We start from the raw sequence: 18,479 nt of genomic DNA on the forward strand, positions 1-18,479 counted from the left end.
ATTCCGCTGCCGATGCAACCCCGCCGATGCCATCGGAAAACCGAATCGACCCCGAACAGGCCGACCTGCAGACCGCCAACCAGGCCTTGCTGCCTTTGCTGCTGCTGGGGTTGCTGGCTGCGGTGGGGCTGGGCTGGGTCTCCAACGCCATGAGCGCGGTGCTGTTGTGGTGCGTCGCCTGTCTGGCGGTGGGTGGAGCGGTGGGCTTCCTGTTTGGCATTCCGAAAGCGGGTTCGCAGGCAGCCGGCAAGCCCACCCATTCCGCAGGGCCAGAAGATTCCAGCAACGGCAGAAAACCGCGAGACGGCTCGGACAGGACACGACCGAACACGAACCTCGAGGAAGTCTCTGACTGGCTCACGAAGATCATCGTCGGTCTCACGCTCGTGAATCTCGGTGAGATACCCGACAAGGTGGGAGAGATCAGCAGCAACGCCGCAGCCATGCTGGGCACGGGGACGAGCGATGCTCGCTTTTCTGCCGCCACGGCGCTGATCGTCGGGTTCTCCGTGATCGGATTCCTCCTCGGGTACATCTACACGCGCTTGTTCCTCCAGGGGGCCTTCGGTCGATCCGATCTGCGCTTGCGAGACCACTTCGAGAAGGTGCTCGCGCAGGAACAGGCGAACGTGACGCCACCCCCGAAAGATATGAATCAGGCCGCCATGGCGCCGTCCGCGTCAGAAAGAGAATCCGCGGAGCGTGTCGCTCGCGCTGTACCCTCGGGTCAACCTGAGGCCGTGCTCGCACCGATGCGCGCACTCGCGGCAGAGTATGCGCAGGTGCGGCGCGAAATGCCGTTCGGGCCTGATCGCACGCGCCGCATGGCGGAGATCGCACAACGCATGCGTCAACTGGCCCTTGCCGCCAGGCCCTACCTGTCGCTGCTGATGCAGAGCAACGAACCCGGCGAGCGGCTGGCCGCCGTGGTTTGCCTCGAGATGGCCTTCGATCCGCAGCAGATCACCTGGTTGGCGGACCGCATCCACGAGGAAGCGGCATTCATTGGCTACCGGGCTGCGAGCTTGTTGCTGGGCCGTGCGAAAGTGGCGGGCCCACCCGAGCGCAAACGGATCAAGGAGGCCGTTGAAGCGGCGCTGAGCAAAGGCGTACAAGCCGAGGGAGAACGAGACAAGAAAGTGGAAGAACTGATGAAGGAGCTATCGCGCTGACCTGGCCAGGAACGCGGCCGACCCCGCGGGCGCGGCTTGGTGAAACAGGATGCTGCGCGCTTCCGGGGTCAGGGTGGAAGCACGGAGTTCCTTTCCAAGGGCCAGCCCTTTCCTGACCGCCGGCCGCTCCAGAAGCGCGTCGTGCCAGCGCTGCACATGGGGGAACCGTTGCAGTTCCACCTGTTGTGCCTTGTGGATGCGTATCCAGGGAAAGATGGCGATGTCGGCAATGGAATAGCTGGAACCCACCACGTAGGCGCCCGTGCGCGCCAGTTGTGCGTCGAGCACGCCATACAGGCGATCCACTTCGTTGCCGTACCGTTGAATGGCATACGGCATGGCTTCTGGGGCATACAGGCGAAAGTGGGCGTTTTGTCCGGCCATGGGCCCGAGCCCTCCCATCTGCCACATGAGCCACTGGAGCGTTTCGCAGCGCTTCCTGAGGTCGTTCGGCAGCAGGCGGCCGGTTTTCTCGGCGAGGTACATCAGGATGGCGCCGCTTTCAAAAACCGTCACGGGGGCATCACCATCCCGGGGCGCCTGGTCCACGATGGCCGGCATGCGGTTGTTGGGGCTGATGGCCAGGAACTCGGGGCTGAATTGCTCACCTTTCCCGATGTTCACGGGGATCAGCTGGTAGGGCAGGGCGCACTCTTCGAGCATGATGGAAATCTTCCACCCGTTCGGCGTGGGCCAGTAGTAGAGATCCACCATGAAACGTCCTTTCCGAGGCGGGCCTGGCGGTCATGTTCAGATGCCCAGGTGCTGTTGCAGTATTTCAGGCTGTGCATGCAGTTCGGCCGAACTGCCGTGAAACACCACCTGGCCCTTGACCAGGATCACGTTGCGGTCGGTGATCTGGGTGACGTGCTTCCAGTTCTTGTCGACGATCACGCTGCTGATGCCGCTCTCGCGGATCAGGCCGCAGATGCGCCAGATTTCGCGGGCGATCAGCGGGGCAAGGCCTTCCGTGGCTTCGTCCAGGATCAGCACGTCGGGGTTGGTCATGAGCGCGCGGCCGATGGTGAGCATCTGCTGTTCGCCGCCGCTGAGTTGCTGCCCGCCGTGGTTCAGGCGCTCGGCCAGGCGCGGAAAGATCTCCAGCACGCGCTCGAAGGTCCAGTCGCGCTGCCCCTGGTTGCCGGCGCGCGCCGACATCACCAGGTTCTCACGCACGCTCAGGTTGCCGAAGATGCCGCGCCCCTCGGGTACGTAGGCAATGCCCAGGCGTGCGATCGCGTAGGGCGATCGGCCCGTCATCGGCCGTCCCGCAATCGACACACTGCCGGAGCGCGGCTTGACGATGCCCATGATGCTTTTGAGCAGCGTGCTCTTGCCCATGCCGTTGCGCCCCATGAGGCCAATGGTCTCGCCGCGGGCGATATGAAAGTCGATGCCGCGCAGCACGTGGCTGGCGCCGTAGTAGGTGTGGATGTTCTGCGCGACCATCGGGAGGTCGCTCGACGGTTGAAGGCTGCTCATGCATGTTCCTCGCCAAGGTAGGCGGCTTGTACGCCCGCATCGGCGCGAACCTGGGCGGGCGTACCGCTGGCGATGATCTGGCCGTTGACCATCACGGTCAGTTGGTCGGCCAGTGTGAAGACGGCGTCCATGTCGTGTTCCACCAGCAGGATGCCGTGCCCCTTCTTGATGTTCAGGAGCAGGGCGACCATGCGCTCGGCCTCGGCAACGCCCATGCCGGCCAGTGGCTCGTCGAGCAACAGCACCTGCGGGGAGGTGGCGAGGGTCATGGCAATCTCCAGCTGGCGCTGCTCGCCGTGGCTGATGGTGCCGGCGATGCAGTGCTTCCGTGCCTGCAGGCCGGTCATCTCCAGCGCCTCTTCAGCGCGTGCCTGGATGTTGGCCAGCGTGTCGGCGCGTCGGAGCCAGCGCGCGGCGTGAGGCTGGCGCGATTGCGCGGCCAGGCGCACGTTTTCCAGGACGCTGAAGGGCAGGAAGATGTTGGTTTTCTGGTAGCTGCGACCCAACCCCTGGCGAGAGATTCTTTCGGGTGCCCAGCCGGTGACATCGGTGGCGCCGAGCCTGACGCTGCCCGAGGTGGGGAGAAGGTCGCCGGAAAGCAGGTTGGTCAGCGTGGACTTTCCCGCGCCGTTGGGGCCAATGACCGCGTGGATGTGGTTGCGCCAGAGATCGATGGAGACCGCGTCGACCGCCGCGAGTCCCCCGAACTTCTTGGTGAGCCGGCTTGCGCTGAGAAGGGCTTCAGCCACGGTCTGCCTCCCCGTGCCGCGTCCACTTCTGTACCAGGCCCAGAATCCCGCGCGGTGCAAACGACACCATCAGCACGATGAACAGGCCCATCCAGAGCTGCCAGTGTTTGCCGAAGCGGACACCGCCGATGGAGGGCAGGTCCTTGAAGACGTGCAGCAGGTATTCGAACGCAAATGCCCCGACGATGGCGCCGGCGAAATTGCCCGTGCCGCCCAGAATCACCATCATGATGGCGTGTGCGCTCATGTGAAATCCCATGAGCTCGGGATTGATGTAACCGGTCTGCGTGCCCCACAGGTATCCCGCCAGTCCCGCGAGGGCACCCGCCAGCGTGAAGGCCGAGAGCTTGTAGCCGAAGGTGCCGTAGCCCATGGCGCGCATGCGGTGCTCGTTGACGCGGATGCCCGCCAGCGCTCGGCCGAAAGGACTCCAGAGCAGACGGCGCAGGAACGCATACACCAGCAGCATCACGCCCAGTGTGAAGTAGTACAGCGTCCCCGTCATGTCGAGGTCAAAGGGCTTCCAGCCAAGGATGGCCGTGTCGGGCCTGAAATTGACGTAGAGGCCGTCGGAGCCGCCCAGGGCCTTGTTGTCGAAGAACAGGTAGAACACCATCTGCGCGAATGCCATGGTGACCATGATGAAATAGATGCCATGGGTGCGCACGACAAAGAATCCGATGACGAGCGCGGCGGCCCCGGAAGCCAGAACTGCCACAGGCAGCGACCACCACAGACTGATGGGTTCTCCCTCAGGCGTCAGAAACGCCATGGCATAGCCTGCCAGTCCGAAGAAGGCCGCATGGCCCAGCGAGACCAGTCCGGTCACACCTTGCAGCAGATCCAGGCTCATGGCAAAAATGGCCATGATCATCATCCGCGTGACCATCTGGGCGTAGAAGTCGGAGCCGACGAAGGGGAGGGCAACCAGGGCCATCAGGCCCAGGCCCAGTGCAACCTGCACGCCACGCGGCAGGATTTCGAGATGGGATTTTGTCGAACTCATTGTTTGAACAGGCCTTCTGGTTTCCAGAGCAAAACGGCCGCCATCAGCATGTAGACCAGCATGCCGGCCACGGAGGGCAACAGCACTTTTCCGAAGGTGTCGACAAAGCCGACGAGCAGGGCCGCGATCAGGGCGCCGCGCACCGAACCGATGCCTCCGATGACCACGACCACAAAGCACATGATGAGCACTTGCGATCCCATGTTGGGATAGACGCTGGCGATGGGCGAGGCGATCATGCCGGCGGTGGCGGCAAGGCCCACGCCGAGTGCAAACACCACGGCGTGGATCAGGTTGATGTTGATGCCCAGTGATTCGGCCATCTCGCGGTTGAAGGCACCCGCCCGGATCTTCATGCCGAGCCTGGTTCGCGAGATGAACAGGTAGAGGCCCACCGCCAGCGCAATGCATGCGCCCGACATGAAGAGCCGGTAGACCGGGTAGGAAAGAATGCCCGTCAGTGGCACCGAGGCGGCGAGTGCCTCGGGAATCGCCACGCCATGCACGTCGTCACCCCAGAGGATGGAGCGCAGTTCCTCGAAGATGTAGATGAGGCCGAAGGTGAGCAGCACCTGATCCAGGTGGTCGCGGTGGTAGAAGTGGCGAAACAGCAGCCGCTCCAGCGCCAGGCCGAAAGCGACCGCCAGCACGGCGCCGCCGATGATCGCCAGCGTGAAGCTGCCGGTCAGGCTGCTGAGCCACCAGGCCAGGTACGCACCCAGCATGTAGAAGCTGCCATGCGCCAGGTTGACGACACCCATGATGCCGAAAATCAGCGTCAGGCCGGCGGCCAGCATGAACAGCAGCAACCCGTATTGGACGCTGTTGAGCAACTGAATGAGGAAGTTGGCGAAGTCCAAGGTGCTTGAATGAAATGAATGACGGGTTCTTCTCTGGCCAGGGCGCGGCCCGCACCTTCGTGCGTTGACCGCGCGCAGCAGATGGTCAGGTCACATCGTGCAACCGGCACCGGAGTCGGCCAGCGCCTTGGCGGCAATGCCGATCACCTTGTTTTCCTTGTTCTCGACTCTGCGCAGATAGATGTCCTGCACCGGGTTGTGCGAGCGGCTCATGGTCCATTTGCCGCGAGGGCTGTCGATCTCTGCGGTTTCCAGGGCTTTGTACAGGGCTTGCTTGTTGCCGAGGTCGCCTTTGACGGCGTTGGCTCCCCGGATCAGCAGCAGCCCCGTGTCGTAGCCTTGCATGGCATAGACATCCGGCTGCATCTTGAAAGCCTGGGCATAAGCCAGGCGAAACTGCTTGTTGCGCTGGGTGGGCAGCACGTCGCTGTAGTGCATGGTGGTGATGATGCCGTCGGCGGCAGGTCCAGCGGCATCCAGCACACCTTCCGTCAGGAAGCCTGCGCCGTACAAGGGAATCTTGTCCTTCAGACCTGCGGCCGCATAGTCCCGAATGAACTTGGCGGCTCCACCGCCCGCAAAGAAACAGGCGACTGCGTCCGGCTTGATGGCCGCGATCTCGGTGAGAAGTGCCTGGAATTCGACTTGGGGAAAGGGCAGGCCCAGTTCCTTGACGATGGTGCCGCCCGCCTTGGCCAGTCCTTCCTTGAACCCCTCGAAGATTTCGTCGCCCCCCGCATACTTCCAGGTGATCCACACCACCCTCTTGTGGCCTCTTTCCACCATGGCAGGCCCCAGGGCAAGCGCAGATTGGGCGTTGCTGAAGGAAGCGCGGAACACATTGGGCGCGCAGAGGTTGCGTGTGGCGGCATGCACACCCGCGTTGGGAATCAGGTTCAGCACCCCGGTGCTTCGCGCCACGCGTTGAATGCCCAGCTGGACGCCGGAATGCACCGTGCCGACCAGCACATCGACCCTGTCACGCTGCACCAGCTTGTTGGCGTTCTCGATGCCTTTCGAGGGGTCCGACTCGTCATCGACCTTGAAGTATTCGATCTCGCGGCCGCCGAGTTTGCCGCCCTGTTCGTTGATCGCCAGACGGAAGCCGTTTTCAATGGCCACGCCGAGCTGTGCAAAGGTGCCGGTGTACGGCAGCATGAAGCCGACACGTGTACTGCCGGTTTGGGCGCGGACGAGGGCGGGCAGCAAGATGCCTGTGGAAGCGGCGCCAAGGACGGCAGCACTGCGAGTGAGGACGGTGCGACGGGAGGGGGAAGGGGCGGTCATGGGAAGGTCTCCTTTGTAGAAATGAGCATGGGTCAGGAAAAATAGAAGGGGGCGCAACACACTCCCTCCGGACTGGGCGCGGTATCCATCAACCGATACCAGGCGACGCCGTTGGCATCGTCAGAACACGCAACGACTTTCTGATGAAGCAAAAAATTCAGGCAGGCGATGCTTTCGCCAGTGGCCAGACCCAGCAACGCTCCATCGTTGTGGGGGATCGGCCGGGAAAACAGCGCTCCGAACACATCCACCGCACGCATGGGCTCTCTCAAAAGTTGTTTGAGCCGCTCAAGCGCCTGGTCCTGGGCGGCCAGCAGCGCATCGATGCGCGCGTGCAGTCCCCGAAAGCACTCGTTGTGCGCAGGCAGGACCAGCACGTCATCGGGCACCTCTCGCCGAATCTTTCTCAATGAGCGGTACCAGTCGGCCATCGGATTCGAGTCGGGCTCAAGGGGATAGACCGACACATTCGATGAGATCCTGGGCAACACCTGGTCGCCCGATATCAGGAGCTTGAGTTCCCGGCAATAGAAGCAGGCGTGCTCGGGCGAGTGACCGCTGCCAACGATCACACGCCAGCTGTGATCGCCAATCTTCAGTTCCTCACCATCCTCCAGCCGCCGGTAGCTGTCGGGCAGCGCATGGATGTGCTTGCCGAAATCCCCGAAGCGCGCGCGGTAGGTTTCGATGGCGGCTTCGCCCCAGCCGGCTCGGCGGTAGAACGCCGTCGCATCGATCGGTGCTTCTCGACCCGTGTCGGAAACAGTGACTCGGCAGGAAAGGTACTCCAGGCGTGTCATCCAGAGACGCACCTGGAACTTGCGGGTCAGCCAGCCGGCCATGCCAACGTGGTCGGGGTGCATGTGGGTCACCAGGACGCGGGTCAGGGCGTGGGCCTCGCCGGCGCTGGCGAACACGTCGCGCCATGCCTGCGCCGTCTCGGGGGAGCGCACGCCGGTGTCCACAAGCGCCCATCCTGCGCCATCGCTGATGGCCCAGAGATTGATGTGATTCAACGCATAGGGCAATGGCATGCGAATCCAGTGCACGCCCGGCGCGACCTCCATCGCCCGCGCATTCTCCGGCGGGCGATCGAACGGATAGGTGAGTGCCTGCATGAGTCAGGTGGCGCCAGGTTGATCGGCGGCACGCAGCCGGAAGCGCTGGATCTTTCCTGTCGCCGTCTTCGGCAGGTCAGGCACGAACTCGATCCAGCGCGGGCACTTGATGTGCGCCAGTTTCGAGCGCAGCAATTGGCGAATCGAATCCTGCAACGCCCCGTCCGGCACGTAGCCGCTGCGCAGCACGACATAGGCCTTGGGCTTGATCATCTGACGCTCGTCCGGCACCCCGATGACGGCGCATTCGAAAACGCTTTCGTGCTCCGCGAGGACGGATTCGATCTCGCCAGGAGACACCCAGACACCGCCAACGCGAAGCATGTCGTCGATGCGGCCGACATAGAAAAAGTTGCCTTGCGCGTCCTGGTAGCACTTGTCGCCCGTCAGCACGCCCCCGTCCCACATCGTGGCCAACGTCTTTTCCGGCTTGTTCCAGTAGGTCTGGGCAGCGGTGGGTCCTTTGACAAACAGGTTGCCGATCTCACCGATGGGCAGGGCCTGGCGTTGGTCGTCGAGGCATTGCGCCTCATAGCCCTTCACCAGCCTTCCGCAACTGCCTGGAACGACCGAGCCCGGCAGGTTGATCATGTACATGTGGGTCAGCTCGGTGGTGCCGACCCCATCCATGATCTCTTTGCCGGTGAACTCGAGCCATTGCCGGTAGAGCGCGGGTGGCAGCAACTCGCCCCCGCTGATGCAGTAACGCAGACGACTGCAAGCGGCCTTCACGGCATCCTGGTTCATCGTGCGCATCAGCTCCAGCATGCCGGCATACAAGGTGGGCACGGCCATCAGCACCGTGGGTTGCCGGGAAACAAGATGGTCAAGCACCACCTGTGGCTTGATGGCGTCTGGTTCGACGACGATCGCTGCGCCCACGCGCAGGGGAAAGTACACCTGGTTGCCCAGTCCGTAAGCGAAGAACATCTTGGGCGGGCAAAGAATCAGATCGGACCGCGCCAGGCCGAGCGTGCCCACTGCAAAGAGTTCCGTGGCCCAGTAGATGTGCTCGTGCGTGTGCACCACTCCCTTTGGGGCACCGGTGCTGCCGGAGCTGTAGAGCCAGAATGCGGCCTCGGCCGGGCTTCGCGGGCAGGTCTCGAGCGTCGTGGGCATCGCATCGACGGCAGGTCCGAAACTTCGATATCCCTCTGCATCGCCGTTGGCGACAAAGAGAAGGTTGGGAAAATCGTTGGCGTGCCGGATCTCGTCGATGCGCGCGACGAGTGACTGGTCGACGATGAGCGCCCGCGCTCCGCTGTCCCTGACGTAGTAGGCGTAGTCCGAGGCCTGGAGAAATGTGTTGATCGGGAGGCTGACCGCTCCAATCTTCATGGCGCCGAGGAAGGTCGCGACGAAGTCGAGTCCATCCAGCACGCTGAACATCACCCGGTCGCCCGGTCCGATGCCGTGTGACTGCAGCAACCGTCCAACCTGGCAGGCGCGTCGGTAGACATCGCCGAAAGAGAAGTTTCCGTCGCGCGTGATGAGGTAGGGCCGCTGTGCTTCTTCAGGCGCCATGCGCAATTCGAAAAGATAGTCGACAACGTTGCCCTTCAGGCCCGTTTCGAGCCTTTCCTGTTCTATGACTGCATTCATGGGGTCTCCATATCCTTCGTGGGTTGTTGCGGTTCGTGCTCTTTCGTCAGCACAGGTCTCACGGCAAGGTCGCAAGAAATCTTCGAAGCGCGTCCCGGCATGGCTCGGGTTGCTCCAGCTGCAGGAAATGGCCGGTTCCTGAAATGGCTTCGTAGCTCACAGCCGTTTCCTGATGGAGGCTCAACGATGCGAAACTCGGTACCTGCGCTGTGGAGAGACAGGGGTCTGAGGAGATCAGATGAACGGGGCAGGGCGGTCCGGCCACGGCATCCCAGGCGAAACGGCTGAGATTGGTCTGATAGATGTGCGCCTCGCGCTCCGGTGCGCAGTTCAACACCCAGGCGCCGCTGGTGAGATCGTGATGCAATGAGGCGCGCGCCATGTCGAGGGGGGCGGAATCGCGCCAGGCACCAAACAGCGAGCTGCGGCCAAAGCGTTCGGCCAGATCCTCAGGGCTTTCGTACGACGGCCGGCGATGGCGGGCTTTCTGGGCCAATGCCTGCACCTCCATCAGATGCCGTGCATCCAGCGGGTGACCCGGAGGAGGCGGAACGGGTGGGTCGAACAGCACGAGGGCGTCCCAGCGACGGCCGTATCGATGAGCCTGCAGCAGGCTCGTCACGGCACTCATCGAGTGAAAGACGCCGACGGTTTGGTGCTTTCCGCGGCGCTGTTCCAGCGTGCTCCACAGGCTCTCCAGGTCCGTCACGAGTTGTGGCCAGTGGTGCTGCTCTGCCGCACCGGGTTGACTCATGCCGTGACCACGAAAGTCAAAAGCGATGATCTCGAACTCGGCTCGCAATGCTTCCCAGAAGACGCGGTAGCCAAACACGGCCAGGCCATTGCCGTGGCTGATCACCAGGCGGTATTTCGCCTGAGCGTTCGGGAAGACCCGCGCGGCCAGAAGCGTGCCGTCGCTGGCCACGACAGACAACGGCTCACCGATGTCTGTCGTGTGTTCCGGTTGTGCATTCATGAGGTCTGGAACCGACAAGGCTGGGCTCATGTTCACACCTCGGAGGACAGGGCAGGCACGAACTTGTCGCAATAAATGTCCGCCGGAGAGAGCCCGCTGCGCTCCAGGACCGCCGTGGCCAGATCGACCATCGGCGGAGGACCACAAAGATAGGCCTGGGCGCCGAACTGCTCGCCCAGCTCGCTCTTCATGGCGTCCACGACCGTGCCGCGCCGACCCGTCCAGTCCGAGTTCTCGGGTTCTTCCGACAGCACCGGAATGAATTGCAGTTGCGGGTATTGCCCCGCCCATTGCTGCAGCTTTTCAGCACAGCCCAGTTCCTGCTTGTTGCGAGCGCCATAGAAGAGGATCAGTTGGCGCGAGGTTTCGCTCGCGAGCGCGGATTCCACGATGGACTTGATGGGTGCGAGGCCGGTGCCACCGGCCACAAAAATGGCCGAACCGGGATCGTCGGGGTTGAACACGTAGCTTCCAAAAGGACCCCGCAGACTCACGATGTCTCCGGCCGCCAGCTCGTGCCGTTGCAACAGTGAACTCACCTTGCCGCCAGGGTAGATGCGCACGAGAAACTCGAGCTGGGTGCTGCCTGGCAGATTGGAGGCTGAGTAGGATCGCGCACTCGACGTCCCGGGGGCAAACCACTCGAAGTACTGCCCACTCCGGAAATCGATCGGCGTGGGACACCGCATGGTCACTTGCGCAGTGCGCTCGCCAAACCAGGTGACTCGCTCGATCACCGCATCGAAGTGCTGAATCTGCGGCTGGCTGGTGGCGCGCAGCGGGACGTTGACGACGATGTCCGTTTCGGGATAGCACATGCACGTGAGGATCAGCCCATCACGACGCATCTCGTCACTGTAGATGGCCGGATCTGCGCCGGGCAGTTCGCGCACCTTTCCATTGACGAGGCGAGCCAGGCATTCGCCACACTCGCCAGACCGGCAGTTGTAGGGCAGAGGAACACCCTGTGTCAGGCACGCATCCAGAAGGGACTCCTCCTTGCGTGCTGCCACCACCTGGTCTGTGCCTTCAATTGCCAGAGAAAACATGCGCTGCTCCATTGCCTTGCAAGTCGTGTCGTCCGTGTTCGGGATCACCTTGCTCAGTAGGCGCGATCGGTGTCGTCCTGGTCGTCTCCCGAGGGTGACCAGATTTCCCGGAAGTCCTCCGGCAGTGGGATGCCCCAATCACCGGTGATGAAGGCGCGCACCTGCTGCCAGTAGATCGCGCGCATGTTCTCGTTGGTGTCCTGCTTGATGCCCCAGTGCCGGTAGCGCTCGTTCTTCGGCGAGTTGTCACCTCCGAAGGATTGCAGGCCCACCGGCAGCCATTTGCGCACGGCGGCCTCGACCTCGGCGCGCCCCTCTTCGCTCTGGAGCAGGTGCTTCACGGCGTCCATGCCGAGACCGACGTGGCCGTATTCTTCCTTGAGGGTTTCCTGCGCCGCGATGCGAAAGGGTTCGTATCTGCATTGCACGAAGTGCCGGAACTGATGTGCTGCCGCACGGTCAACGATCGCCAGGAACACGGCCTGGTCGGCCCATGATTCCATCGGCGTGTCGAAAGTCGAGAGGTGGCCTTTCTTGCGGGCGTATTCCTGCCAGTCGAGCCCGAGGTCGTCCATCAGTTTGCGGTAGCGCAAGTGATGGCCGTATTCCTCCATCACGGTGCGCGCCATCCGCAGCTTGAACTCGGGTGTTGGTGCGCGCAGGATGCTGCGTTCGAAGCAGTCGCCGCCGTACAACTCGCTGACGACGTGGATGTTGATGAGGTTGAGCAGCAGCTCGCGATACTCGGGGTCTCCGGACCAGAAGGCCTGGACGGCATCGGTCTGGGCAGCACCTGCGGGTGCCTGACTGGGGTTGGGGGAAGCAATGGCTTGCATCATGAATCCTTTGTGAGCAGGGAGTTGGTGGGTGTGATCGACCGTGCGCGACCGCTCAGTCGTAGAAATTGCGCCACGTGGTGCCAGCGTCAACGATGACGTTCTTGACCTCGGTGAAGTCGAACATCGTTTCGAACGCGTCCTCGCGCCCGAAGCCGCTGGCCTTGGAACCACCGAAGGCGGCGCCCGAGGGAAAGAGGTTGTAGCAATTGACCCAGACGCGGCCACTCTCTATGGCCTGCGCTGCGGCATGGGCCTGGGCCAGGTCGCGCGTCCAGACGCCAGCGGCCAGGCCCTGCTCGACGCCGTTGACCTCGTCGAGCATGGCGCGCTCGTCGCTCCACTCCGAGAAGGTGGCAACCGGGCCAAAGATCTCTTCGCGTTGCACGCGCCCGGCCGGGTCGAGGTTCTCGAACAGCATCGGCGCCATGAAAAGGCCTCTTGGGTACTTCTCCACGCGCACCTGGCGTTCGGCCGCAACCAGCTTTCCGCCCTCTTGCCGTGCGAGCTCGACATAGTCGTGCACCCGGTCGAAATGCACCTTCGAAGCGAGCGTTCCCATCTGGCTGGTGCTGTCGAAGGGATCGCCGATGCGCAGGCGGGCAATCAAGTCACGCAGACGGTCCTTCAACCCGGCGGCGATGCTGCTGTGCGCCAGAATGCGGCTGCCCGCCGTGCAGACCTGGCCCTGGTTGAGGAACGCACCCAGCGCAATGGCCTGCGCCGCGCGGTCCAGGTCGGCGTCGGGGTAGACGATCTGGGCGTTCTTGCCGCCCAGTTCCAGGGTCAGGCGCTTGAGTGTCGAGCTCGCACCCTCCATCACGCGACGGCCCGTCGCCGTCGATCCAGTCACCGAGATCTTGCGCACGCCCGGGTGCGCGACCAGCGCTGCTCCGGTCGATGTCCCGCGCCCGGTCACGACGTTCACGACGCCGGCGGGAAGGATCGCGGCCAGCAACTCGGCACTTTCCAGTGTGGTGAGGGGCGTGCTATCCGCCGGCTTGTAGACAACGGTGTTGCCTGTCGCGATCGCCGGAGCGATCTTGCCGATGAACATGTTGAGCGGGAAGTTCCAGGCGCCGATGATGCCGACCACGCCCAGCGGCGTGCGCTGGCCGTAGCTCGTGATGTCGCGCGTCACCGGCAGCAGCGTGCCTTCGAGGACGCGGCAGGCGCCAGCGTAGTAGCGCAACCGCTCTGCCGCCACCAGCACGTTGGCATGGCTCTCTCGGAAGGGCTTCCCGCAGTTGGTGGTCTCCAGCCAGGCAAGGCGATCGACGTTGGCGACCAGGGCATCCGCGCAGGCGTCCAGCAATGCCTGGCGCTTGCGTGCCGGAACCTGCGCCCAGGTCACGAAAGCGCGCTGTGCGGCCTTGACGGCGCGGTCGACGTCTTCGGCATCCGCGTCAGGAAAGCGGAACAGGCTCTCTTGCGTGAGTGGGCTGATGCACTCGAGCGTTTCGCTCGAGTGAGCGGATGTCCGCACGCCATCGATGAAGAGGTCGTAGTGCGGGCGAATGCTGAATTCCATGGACTTTCCTAGCGATGAAGAATGTGAACGGTGGCGACGGCCGAGTCGTTGCCCAGCAACCCTCCAGCCATCTGAGCGAGTCCTACCCGGGCGCCGTCGACCTGGGCGGCGCCCGCGCGTTGCATGAGTTGACGGCCGACCTCGACCAGCTGGGCAACGCCAGTGGCCCCGACCGGGTGGCCTCGGCTCGCCAGGCCGCCTGAAACGTTGACAGGCAGGCGTCCGCCGAGTGAGGTGTCGCCGCGTTCCACGTAGTCGACAGCTTCACCGCGGCCGATGAGGCCGATGTCTTCGATGTCGAGCAGTTCCTGCGGCGCAGTCGGGTCATGTACCTCGGCCAGCGACACATCGCCAGGCCCGATGCCCGCCGTCTCGAAGGCGAGGGAAGCGGCACGGGCAGTGGCGTTCGGCGCCATCGCATCGGCACCTGCTCCGCGCTGTGGCATGCCCCCCACGACGGCCGACGCGGCGATCACCGGTCCGCTGAGTCCATGTCGGCGCGCAAAGGGCCCACTGACAAGCACGAGAGCCGCTGCGCCATCGCAGATGCCGCCGCACATCGATCGCGTCAGCGGCGTCACCACGACACGATCGGCAAGGATTTCATCCACGCTGATCGGTTGGCGTTCTGCCGCTTTCGGATTCAGCCCCGCGTGGCGCCGATTCTTGGCGGCGGTCATCGCAAAATGGAACGCCTTCGCCTTGTGTTCGGCCATGTAGCGCAGGGCGCGCTCGGCGTTGAGATCCATGAACACCGAGCGCTCCGGACTGGTCGGCCGGCGATCAGAGGCGCTCGCCAGCGCGCTCATTGCCCGACTGCGATCGCTGTGAGTCATCTTCTCTGCGCCCAGCACCAGCACGCAGTCGTATTGACCATAGGCAATCGCGCTCCAGGCGAGCGACACAGCGTCGGACCCGCTCGAACAGGCGTTCTTGATGTTGTGAACGGGGATCGAATCGATGCCGGCATCTGCCAGGAGGACCTGGCCCAGCATCGTCTCTTGTCCCTGGATGAGGCCTCCCAATCCGTTCCCGACGAAGGCCGCCTGCAAGTCCTGGTGCTGCACGCCCGCATCTTGCAAGGCGGCATGGATCACCGGACGCGTCAGCGCTTCGAGAGTCGTGTCGATGAAGCGGCCGAAAGGACCAACCTCACCGCCTGCCAACAGCACTGTCTCGCGCGTGCCACCCGTCATGATGGGGTAACCTCCGCGGTGCCGCGTGCCGTCACCGTGCCATCGGTCTTTCGTGCGACCAGATCGATGCGAAGCACATCGGGGCTGGCCACATCGGCGACGGTCGCGATCAGTTGCAGCGGCTCGAGTGGAAACACGGGGGCGCTGAAGGACACATCCAGGTTCCTCAGCCGCGTGCTGCCGAACACACCGACCAGCAGCCGGGCGAACTGCGCCGTCGTCATCGGTCCTTGCTGGATCACCTGAGGAAAGCCGCAGCGATGGGCGAAGGCGTCGTCAACATGAATGGGATTCGGATCTTCGGTGGCCGCGGAAAACAGCGCGATCGTCTCGCGCGACGACCCCGGCACCTCGACATCGAACACAACGTCACCCGGCTTCATGACGCGCTCCGTTTGATCAGGCGCGTGGTTTCCCGCACGGCCAGCTCGCCACTGTCAGCGCGCCGATAGTCGTAGACCACGTCAGCGAACCACAGCACGCCGGACCTGCTGGCTTTTTCCGTGACCCGCTCTATGCGCACGCTGACGTCGAGAGCATCGTTCCAGCCGACAGGCTGGAACCACTCATAGCGCTGGCCGCCGTGCAGGGCCTGATGGCGAGGGATGTCGAGATCTCGGAACAGGTCGACACCGAGCTTCTCGCCGCGGAGAAAGATGAGATAGGTCAGCGGTACTTCGGCTGGGGCCTCGTCGAGGCCCAGCGCCTTCCAGTATTCGCGGCCGACCTGACGGTCTGGCGTCAGTCGATAGGGAGGGTAGCTTCGACCCTCATGTTGCTTTGAGATCACCGTGGTTTCTCCTTGATTTATTTACGACATCGTAAAAAATCAAGAGAGAAAGGTCAAGCGTTTTTTACTCGATCGTAAAATTATTCTAGAAACCGCCGGGGATTGAAGCGATCCCGTGGAGCGCGCACCTGGCGGTGGAGCGCTCGCGTTTCAGGCCGACATGTGCTCAACGTCTTGTGCGCTTTGAAGCCGTCGATGACTTCGCGTTCCGGGGCTCGAGACCCATGCTGAGCATGCCGAAGTAGGTGTCGATGATCTCGTCGATGGATGCCGACTTGCGTGGGTTGTACCAGCGAGCGAGCCAGTTGCACATGCCCAGAATGCCAAAGGCGACCATCTTCGGCTCGCCAGCCAGGGCCAGCTCTCCCTTTTGCTGCCCGGCTTCGATCAGGGCTGTCCACAAACGCTCGTACTCCTTCCAGATGCGCTGCATTGCAGCGCCGACCTCGCCGCCGCTGGTGATGCCATCGCGCAGGCTGATGGTCATTTCCAGGCAGTGCCGGTCGAAGCGTTTCAGGTGATTGTGGATCGCGGCGCGAAGCTGTTCGAGCGCGGGAGCATCGGTTGCCATCACTGCCTTCATGCCTTCTATAAGCCCTTCGGCTTGGGGGCCGATGATGGCGAGCAGGATTTCGGCACGGCTGCGATAGTAGTAGTACAAGGCTTCGCGCTTGATCCCGATGGCTTGCGCCACGTCGTCCAATGAGGTGTTGGTGTAGCCCTTGCGGTCGAAAAGCTCGGTGGCAGTGCGGAGAATGGATTCTCGTCGCAGGTCGGACTTGCGTGGCTTCGATGGAGGAATGTCGCCTGCCGGCGGGGTGTCGGCGATCTGCTTTTTGCGGGTTCGAGTGGAGGGGCGCGACGTTGTGCTCATAGAGAATCTGGGAGATGGCGGATTGCGTTGGCCTGAGATATTTTTATACAAATGTAAAAAAATTAGAAGAAGCTTGCTTGCAATGCGTCAATGTATTCTGAGGCGAGGTGGGTGGCCGGATGGGATGTGGGCAGCGCCTCTGGCTGGCAAGAGGAGGCAGGAGACGGTCGTACCGCGTTGGATGTCCTTATAACTCGCTTTGCGCGCAGATGCCTCGCAGGAAACCAGGGCCCGTTCACACTTTTTTCATCTTGGAAAAATGGAGTGAGCCCAGCCGATAAGCTGCATGAACCCTGGTGGATGCATGCGGCGCTGGCTCGCCGTTCCCGCGCGGCGCTTTTTCTTGAGTCGCCAGCGATCAACCCACTTCCACGGCCGAGTCACGAGTGCCTGGCAACCTGCTCTTGAAAGGCGGCAGCAGACGCTTGCAGGGATTTTCCGAGAATCTTGTAGTCGATGGCGTGGATGAAGAATCGGTGGCCTGCATCGATGCCAGCTGGCAGCTCGTCCATGCCATGGATGTAGGCACCTGTTGCGATGTGGCGATGCCGAGCTGCGCGCAGTGTGGCCTCCATGGCACGCAAGACCGTGGGATGTTTCAGTTCACCAGGCAGCCCGTACGAAGTGGCGAGGTCCGCGGGTCCGGCCATCACCCAGTCCACTGGACTGGTGTCAAGCACGTGGTCGATGTCTTCCACGATCTCACGGTCTTCCACCAGCCCCAGCGACAGCAGCGATGCGTTGGCGCGTTGGGCATACGTGGGAAAAGGGTCAAGGCCGAAACCCGCAGCCGCCACGCCCGTGCAAGTGGGCCGTGTGCCCTGCGGTGCATAGCGCATGGAGGCGAGCGCTTCCGCCACGCCCGAGCCAGCAAGGCCCAGGTGCGGGAAACATATGCCCTGCGCACCGCCGTCCAACAGGCGCGGCACGTCGGCCAGATGGCTCGCGCCCACGCGCACCAGCGCCGCAATGCCGGCCGCAGCGCACGAGCGCAAATGGGCTTGTATGCCGGGCAGGCCATTCAGGCAATGCTCCATGTCGAGCACCACAAAGTCGTAGCCCGCCTTCGCGTAGATGGCCGGGATGTTGGTGTCGGACGAAAACACGAACCCACCCAGAAGGAAGGGCCGAGCCGCTGCCAGGGCTTTGAGATCGAGAGGCGAGGCATTCATCGCGCCGTGATGCCACCGTCGACCGGAAGCATCGCACCGGTGATGGCGCTGGCCTGGTCGCTGACCAGGAAAGAGGCGGCCTGCGCAACTTCCTGAGGTTCGACAAAACGGCCCATGGGCACCCCCGCCATGTACTTGCTGGCGACCTCGGCGGGGTCGCTGGCGATGTGGCGCGTGCCATCGCGGAACAAGCGCGTGTCCACCGGACCTGGGCACACCGCATTCACGCGGATGTTTTCCGGCGCCAGTTCCAATGCCAGACTGCCAACCAGGCCGCCGATGCCGTGCTTGCTGGCGCCATAGGCGGTGTAGCCGGGCCGCGCGATCAGCGATTGCACAGAGGCGGTAAACAGGATGGCGCATTGCCGCACCCGGGCCCTTGCGCGCAGTGCCGGCAACGCTGCCTGCACCATGAGGAAGGGGCCCAACAGATTGACGCGAAGCACCTCCTCGATGCGCATGGCCTTCATGTCGCCGATGCCGCCTTGCGCGATCGTGCCGGCGTTGTTGTAGAGGATGTCGAGCTGGCCGAAGGCCTGCAATGTGGCATCCACTGCGGCCTGGTTGTCGGCTTCTGCGGTGTGGTTGCCCTGCACAAATCGGCAGGCATCGCCCAGATCTCGAGCCAAGGCTTCGCCGGCATCGCGGTTGAGGTCGGTGAAGGTCACGCGCGCGCCTTCCTCCACCCACTGCCGGACCGCGGCAGCGCCTATGCCTGCGGCGCCCCCGGTCACCAGCGCCACACGACCCTGCAACCGTTTCAATGATGTGCTCATGGT

General features: G+C 63.2%; 19 protein-coding genes. 1 reads left to right on the top strand and 18 read right to left on the bottom strand.

From position 1 onward, the window contains the following. Positions 1-26: 26 nt before the first annotated feature. Entirely contained in the window at positions 27-1,172 is a 1,146-nt protein-coding gene (locus ACTIF6_RS12495; protein ID WP_439588312.1) for a hypothetical protein, read from the top strand. Here ACTIF6_RS12495 and ACTIF6_RS12500 read toward each other — a convergent pair. The 18 genes from ACTIF6_RS12500 to ACTIF6_RS12585 form a co-directional block, all read right to left on the bottom strand. Continuing rightward, positions 1,161-1,886, bottom strand: coding sequence for a glutathione binding-like protein (locus ACTIF6_RS12500; RefSeq protein ID WP_439588313.1), 726 nt, complete (start codon positions 1,884-1,886; stop codon positions 1,161-1,163). The two genes, ACTIF6_RS12495 and ACTIF6_RS12500, sit on opposite strands and share 12 nt — an antisense overlap. A gap of 36 nt (positions 1,887-1,922) precedes the next feature. Continuing rightward, positions 1,923-2,654: an ABC transporter ATP-binding protein gene (locus tag ACTIF6_RS12505; protein ID WP_439588314.1), complete on the bottom strand. Its 732-nt coding sequence runs from the start codon at positions 2,652-2,654 to the stop codon at positions 1,923-1,925. Next, complete coding sequence (locus ACTIF6_RS12510) at positions 2,651-3,403, bottom strand: ABC transporter ATP-binding protein (RefSeq protein ID WP_439588315.1); 753 nt, start codon at positions 3,401-3,403, stop codon at positions 2,651-2,653. Before ACTIF6_RS12510 ends, ACTIF6_RS12505 begins: the two co-directional genes overlap by 4 nt. Then, positions 3,396-4,409 carry a branched-chain amino acid ABC transporter permease gene (locus ACTIF6_RS12515; RefSeq protein WP_439588316.1) on the bottom strand — a complete coding sequence of 338 codons (1,014 nt, stop codon included), beginning with the start codon at positions 4,407-4,409 and terminating at the stop codon, positions 3,396-3,398. Before ACTIF6_RS12515 ends, ACTIF6_RS12510 begins: the two co-directional genes overlap by 8 nt. After that, entirely contained in the window at positions 4,406-5,269 is an 864-nt protein-coding gene (locus tag ACTIF6_RS12520; RefSeq protein ID WP_439588317.1) for a branched-chain amino acid ABC transporter permease, read from the bottom strand. Before ACTIF6_RS12520 ends, ACTIF6_RS12515 begins: the two co-directional genes overlap by 4 nt. A 90-nt stretch (positions 5,270-5,359) precedes the next feature. After that, complete coding sequence (locus ACTIF6_RS12525) at positions 5,360-6,556, bottom strand: ABC transporter substrate-binding protein (protein ID WP_439588318.1); 1,197 nt, start codon at positions 6,554-6,556, stop codon at positions 5,360-5,362. Positions 6,557-6,588: 32 nt separating this feature from the next. After that, on the bottom strand, positions 6,589-7,674 hold the full coding sequence (locus ACTIF6_RS12530) for an MBL fold metallo-hydrolase (RefSeq protein ID WP_439588319.1): 1,086 nt from the start codon (positions 7,672-7,674) through the stop codon (positions 6,589-6,591). A 3-nt stretch (positions 7,675-7,677) separates the two neighbouring features. Continuing rightward, positions 7,678-9,276: a benzoate-CoA ligase family protein gene (locus tag ACTIF6_RS12535; RefSeq protein WP_439588320.1), complete on the bottom strand. Its 1,599-nt coding sequence runs from the start codon at positions 9,274-9,276 to the stop codon at positions 7,678-7,680. 58 nt (positions 9,277-9,334) lie between these two features. Continuing rightward, complete coding sequence (locus ACTIF6_RS12540; protein ID WP_439588321.1) at positions 9,335-10,201, bottom strand: alpha/beta fold hydrolase; 867 nt, start codon at positions 10,199-10,201, stop codon at positions 9,335-9,337. A gap of 83 nt (positions 10,202-10,284) precedes the next feature. Continuing rightward, positions 10,285-11,301 carry a 2Fe-2S iron-sulfur cluster-binding protein gene (locus ACTIF6_RS12545; RefSeq protein WP_439588322.1) on the bottom strand — a complete coding sequence of 339 codons (1,017 nt, stop codon included), beginning with the start codon at positions 11,299-11,301 and terminating at the stop codon, positions 10,285-10,287. Between the two features lie 53 nt (positions 11,302-11,354). Next, positions 11,355-12,140, bottom strand: coding sequence for a Phenylacetic acid catabolic protein (locus ACTIF6_RS12550; RefSeq protein WP_439588323.1), 786 nt, complete (start codon positions 12,138-12,140; stop codon positions 11,355-11,357). A 52-nt stretch (positions 12,141-12,192) separates the two neighbouring features. After that, a complete protein-coding gene (locus ACTIF6_RS12555) occupies positions 12,193-13,668 on the bottom strand; it encodes an aldehyde dehydrogenase family protein (protein ID WP_439588324.1) in 1,476 nt (491 codons plus the stop codon). An 8-nt stretch (positions 13,669-13,676) separates the two neighbouring features. Next, positions 13,677-14,864: a thiolase family protein gene (locus ACTIF6_RS12560; protein ID WP_439588325.1), complete on the bottom strand. Its 1,188-nt coding sequence runs from the start codon at positions 14,862-14,864 to the stop codon at positions 13,677-13,679. Next, entirely contained in the window at positions 14,861-15,247 is a 387-nt protein-coding gene (locus ACTIF6_RS12565; protein WP_439588326.1) for a MaoC family dehydratase, read from the bottom strand. Before ACTIF6_RS12565 ends, ACTIF6_RS12560 begins: the two co-directional genes overlap by 4 nt. Then, a complete protein-coding gene (locus ACTIF6_RS12570; RefSeq protein WP_439588327.1) occupies positions 15,244-15,654 on the bottom strand; it encodes an FAS1-like dehydratase domain-containing protein in 411 nt (136 codons plus the stop codon). The genes ACTIF6_RS12565 and ACTIF6_RS12570 overlap by 4 nt, the downstream gene beginning before the upstream one ends. Before the next feature lie 166 nt (positions 15,655-15,820). After that, positions 15,821-16,528, bottom strand: coding sequence for a TetR/AcrR family transcriptional regulator (locus ACTIF6_RS12575; protein ID WP_439588328.1), 708 nt, complete (start codon positions 16,526-16,528; stop codon positions 15,821-15,823). A 380-nt stretch (positions 16,529-16,908) separates the two neighbouring features. Continuing rightward, positions 16,909-17,700, bottom strand: coding sequence for an HpcH/HpaI aldolase family protein (locus ACTIF6_RS12580; RefSeq protein WP_439588329.1), 792 nt, complete (start codon positions 17,698-17,700; stop codon positions 16,909-16,911). Beyond that, a complete protein-coding gene (locus ACTIF6_RS12585) occupies positions 17,697-18,476 on the bottom strand; it encodes an SDR family NAD(P)-dependent oxidoreductase (RefSeq protein ID WP_439588330.1) in 780 nt (259 codons plus the stop codon). Before ACTIF6_RS12585 ends, ACTIF6_RS12580 begins: the two co-directional genes overlap by 4 nt. Positions 18,477-18,479 lie beyond the last annotated feature (3 nt).

This window comes from Hydrogenophaga sp., from assembly GCF_051860785.1.
In the GTDB taxonomy this organism is placed as follows: domain Bacteria; phylum Pseudomonadota; class Gammaproteobacteria; order Burkholderiales; family Burkholderiaceae_C; genus Hydrogenophaga.

Excerpts from the sequence above, each read along its gene's own strand:
- ACTIF6_RS12495 (WP_439588312.1), top strand. The coding sequence starts at position 27 with ATGCCATCGGAAAACCGAATCGACCCCGAACAGGCCGACCTGCAGACC.
- ACTIF6_RS12500 (WP_439588313.1), bottom strand. The coding sequence starts at position 1,886 with ATGGTGGATCTCTACTACTGGCCCACGCCGAACGGGTGGAAGATTTCC.
- ACTIF6_RS12505 (WP_439588314.1), bottom strand. The coding sequence starts at position 2,654 with ATGAGCAGCCTTCAACCGTCGAGCGACCTCCCGATGGTCGCGCAGAAC.
- ACTIF6_RS12515 (WP_439588316.1), bottom strand. The coding sequence starts at position 4,409 with ATGAGTTCGACAAAATCCCATCTCGAAATCCTGCCGCGTGGCGTGCAG.
- ACTIF6_RS12525 (WP_439588318.1), bottom strand. The coding sequence starts at position 6,556 with ATGACCGCCCCTTCCCCCTCCCGTCGCACCGTCCTCACTCGCAGTGCT.
- ACTIF6_RS12530 (WP_439588319.1), bottom strand. The coding sequence starts at position 7,674 with ATGCAGGCACTCACCTATCCGTTCGATCGCCCGCCGGAGAATGCGCGG.
- ACTIF6_RS12535 (WP_439588320.1), bottom strand. The coding sequence starts at position 9,276 with ATGAATGCAGTCATAGAACAGGAAAGGCTCGAAACGGGCCTGAAGGGC.
- ACTIF6_RS12545 (WP_439588322.1), bottom strand. The coding sequence starts at position 11,301 with ATGTTTTCTCTGGCAATTGAAGGCACAGACCAGGTGGTGGCAGCACGC.
- ACTIF6_RS12550 (WP_439588323.1), bottom strand. The coding sequence starts at position 12,140 with ATGATGCAAGCCATTGCTTCCCCCAACCCCAGTCAGGCACCCGCAGGT.
- ACTIF6_RS12555 (WP_439588324.1), bottom strand. The coding sequence starts at position 13,668 with ATGGAATTCAGCATTCGCCCGCACTACGACCTCTTCATCGATGGCGTG.
- ACTIF6_RS12560 (WP_439588325.1), bottom strand. The coding sequence starts at position 14,864 with ATGACGGGTGGCACGCGCGAGACAGTGCTGTTGGCAGGCGGTGAGGTT.
- ACTIF6_RS12565 (WP_439588326.1), bottom strand. The coding sequence starts at position 15,247 with ATGAAGCCGGGTGACGTTGTGTTCGATGTCGAGGTGCCGGGGTCGTCG.
- ACTIF6_RS12575 (WP_439588328.1), bottom strand. The coding sequence starts at position 16,528 with ATGAGCACAACGTCGCGCCCCTCCACTCGAACCCGCAAAAAGCAGATC.
- ACTIF6_RS12580 (WP_439588329.1), bottom strand. The coding sequence starts at position 17,700 with ATGAATGCCTCGCCTCTCGATCTCAAAGCCCTGGCAGCGGCTCGGCCC.
- ACTIF6_RS12585 (WP_439588330.1), bottom strand. The coding sequence starts at position 18,476 with ATGAGCACATCATTGAAACGGTTGCAGGGTCGTGTGGCGCTGGTGACC.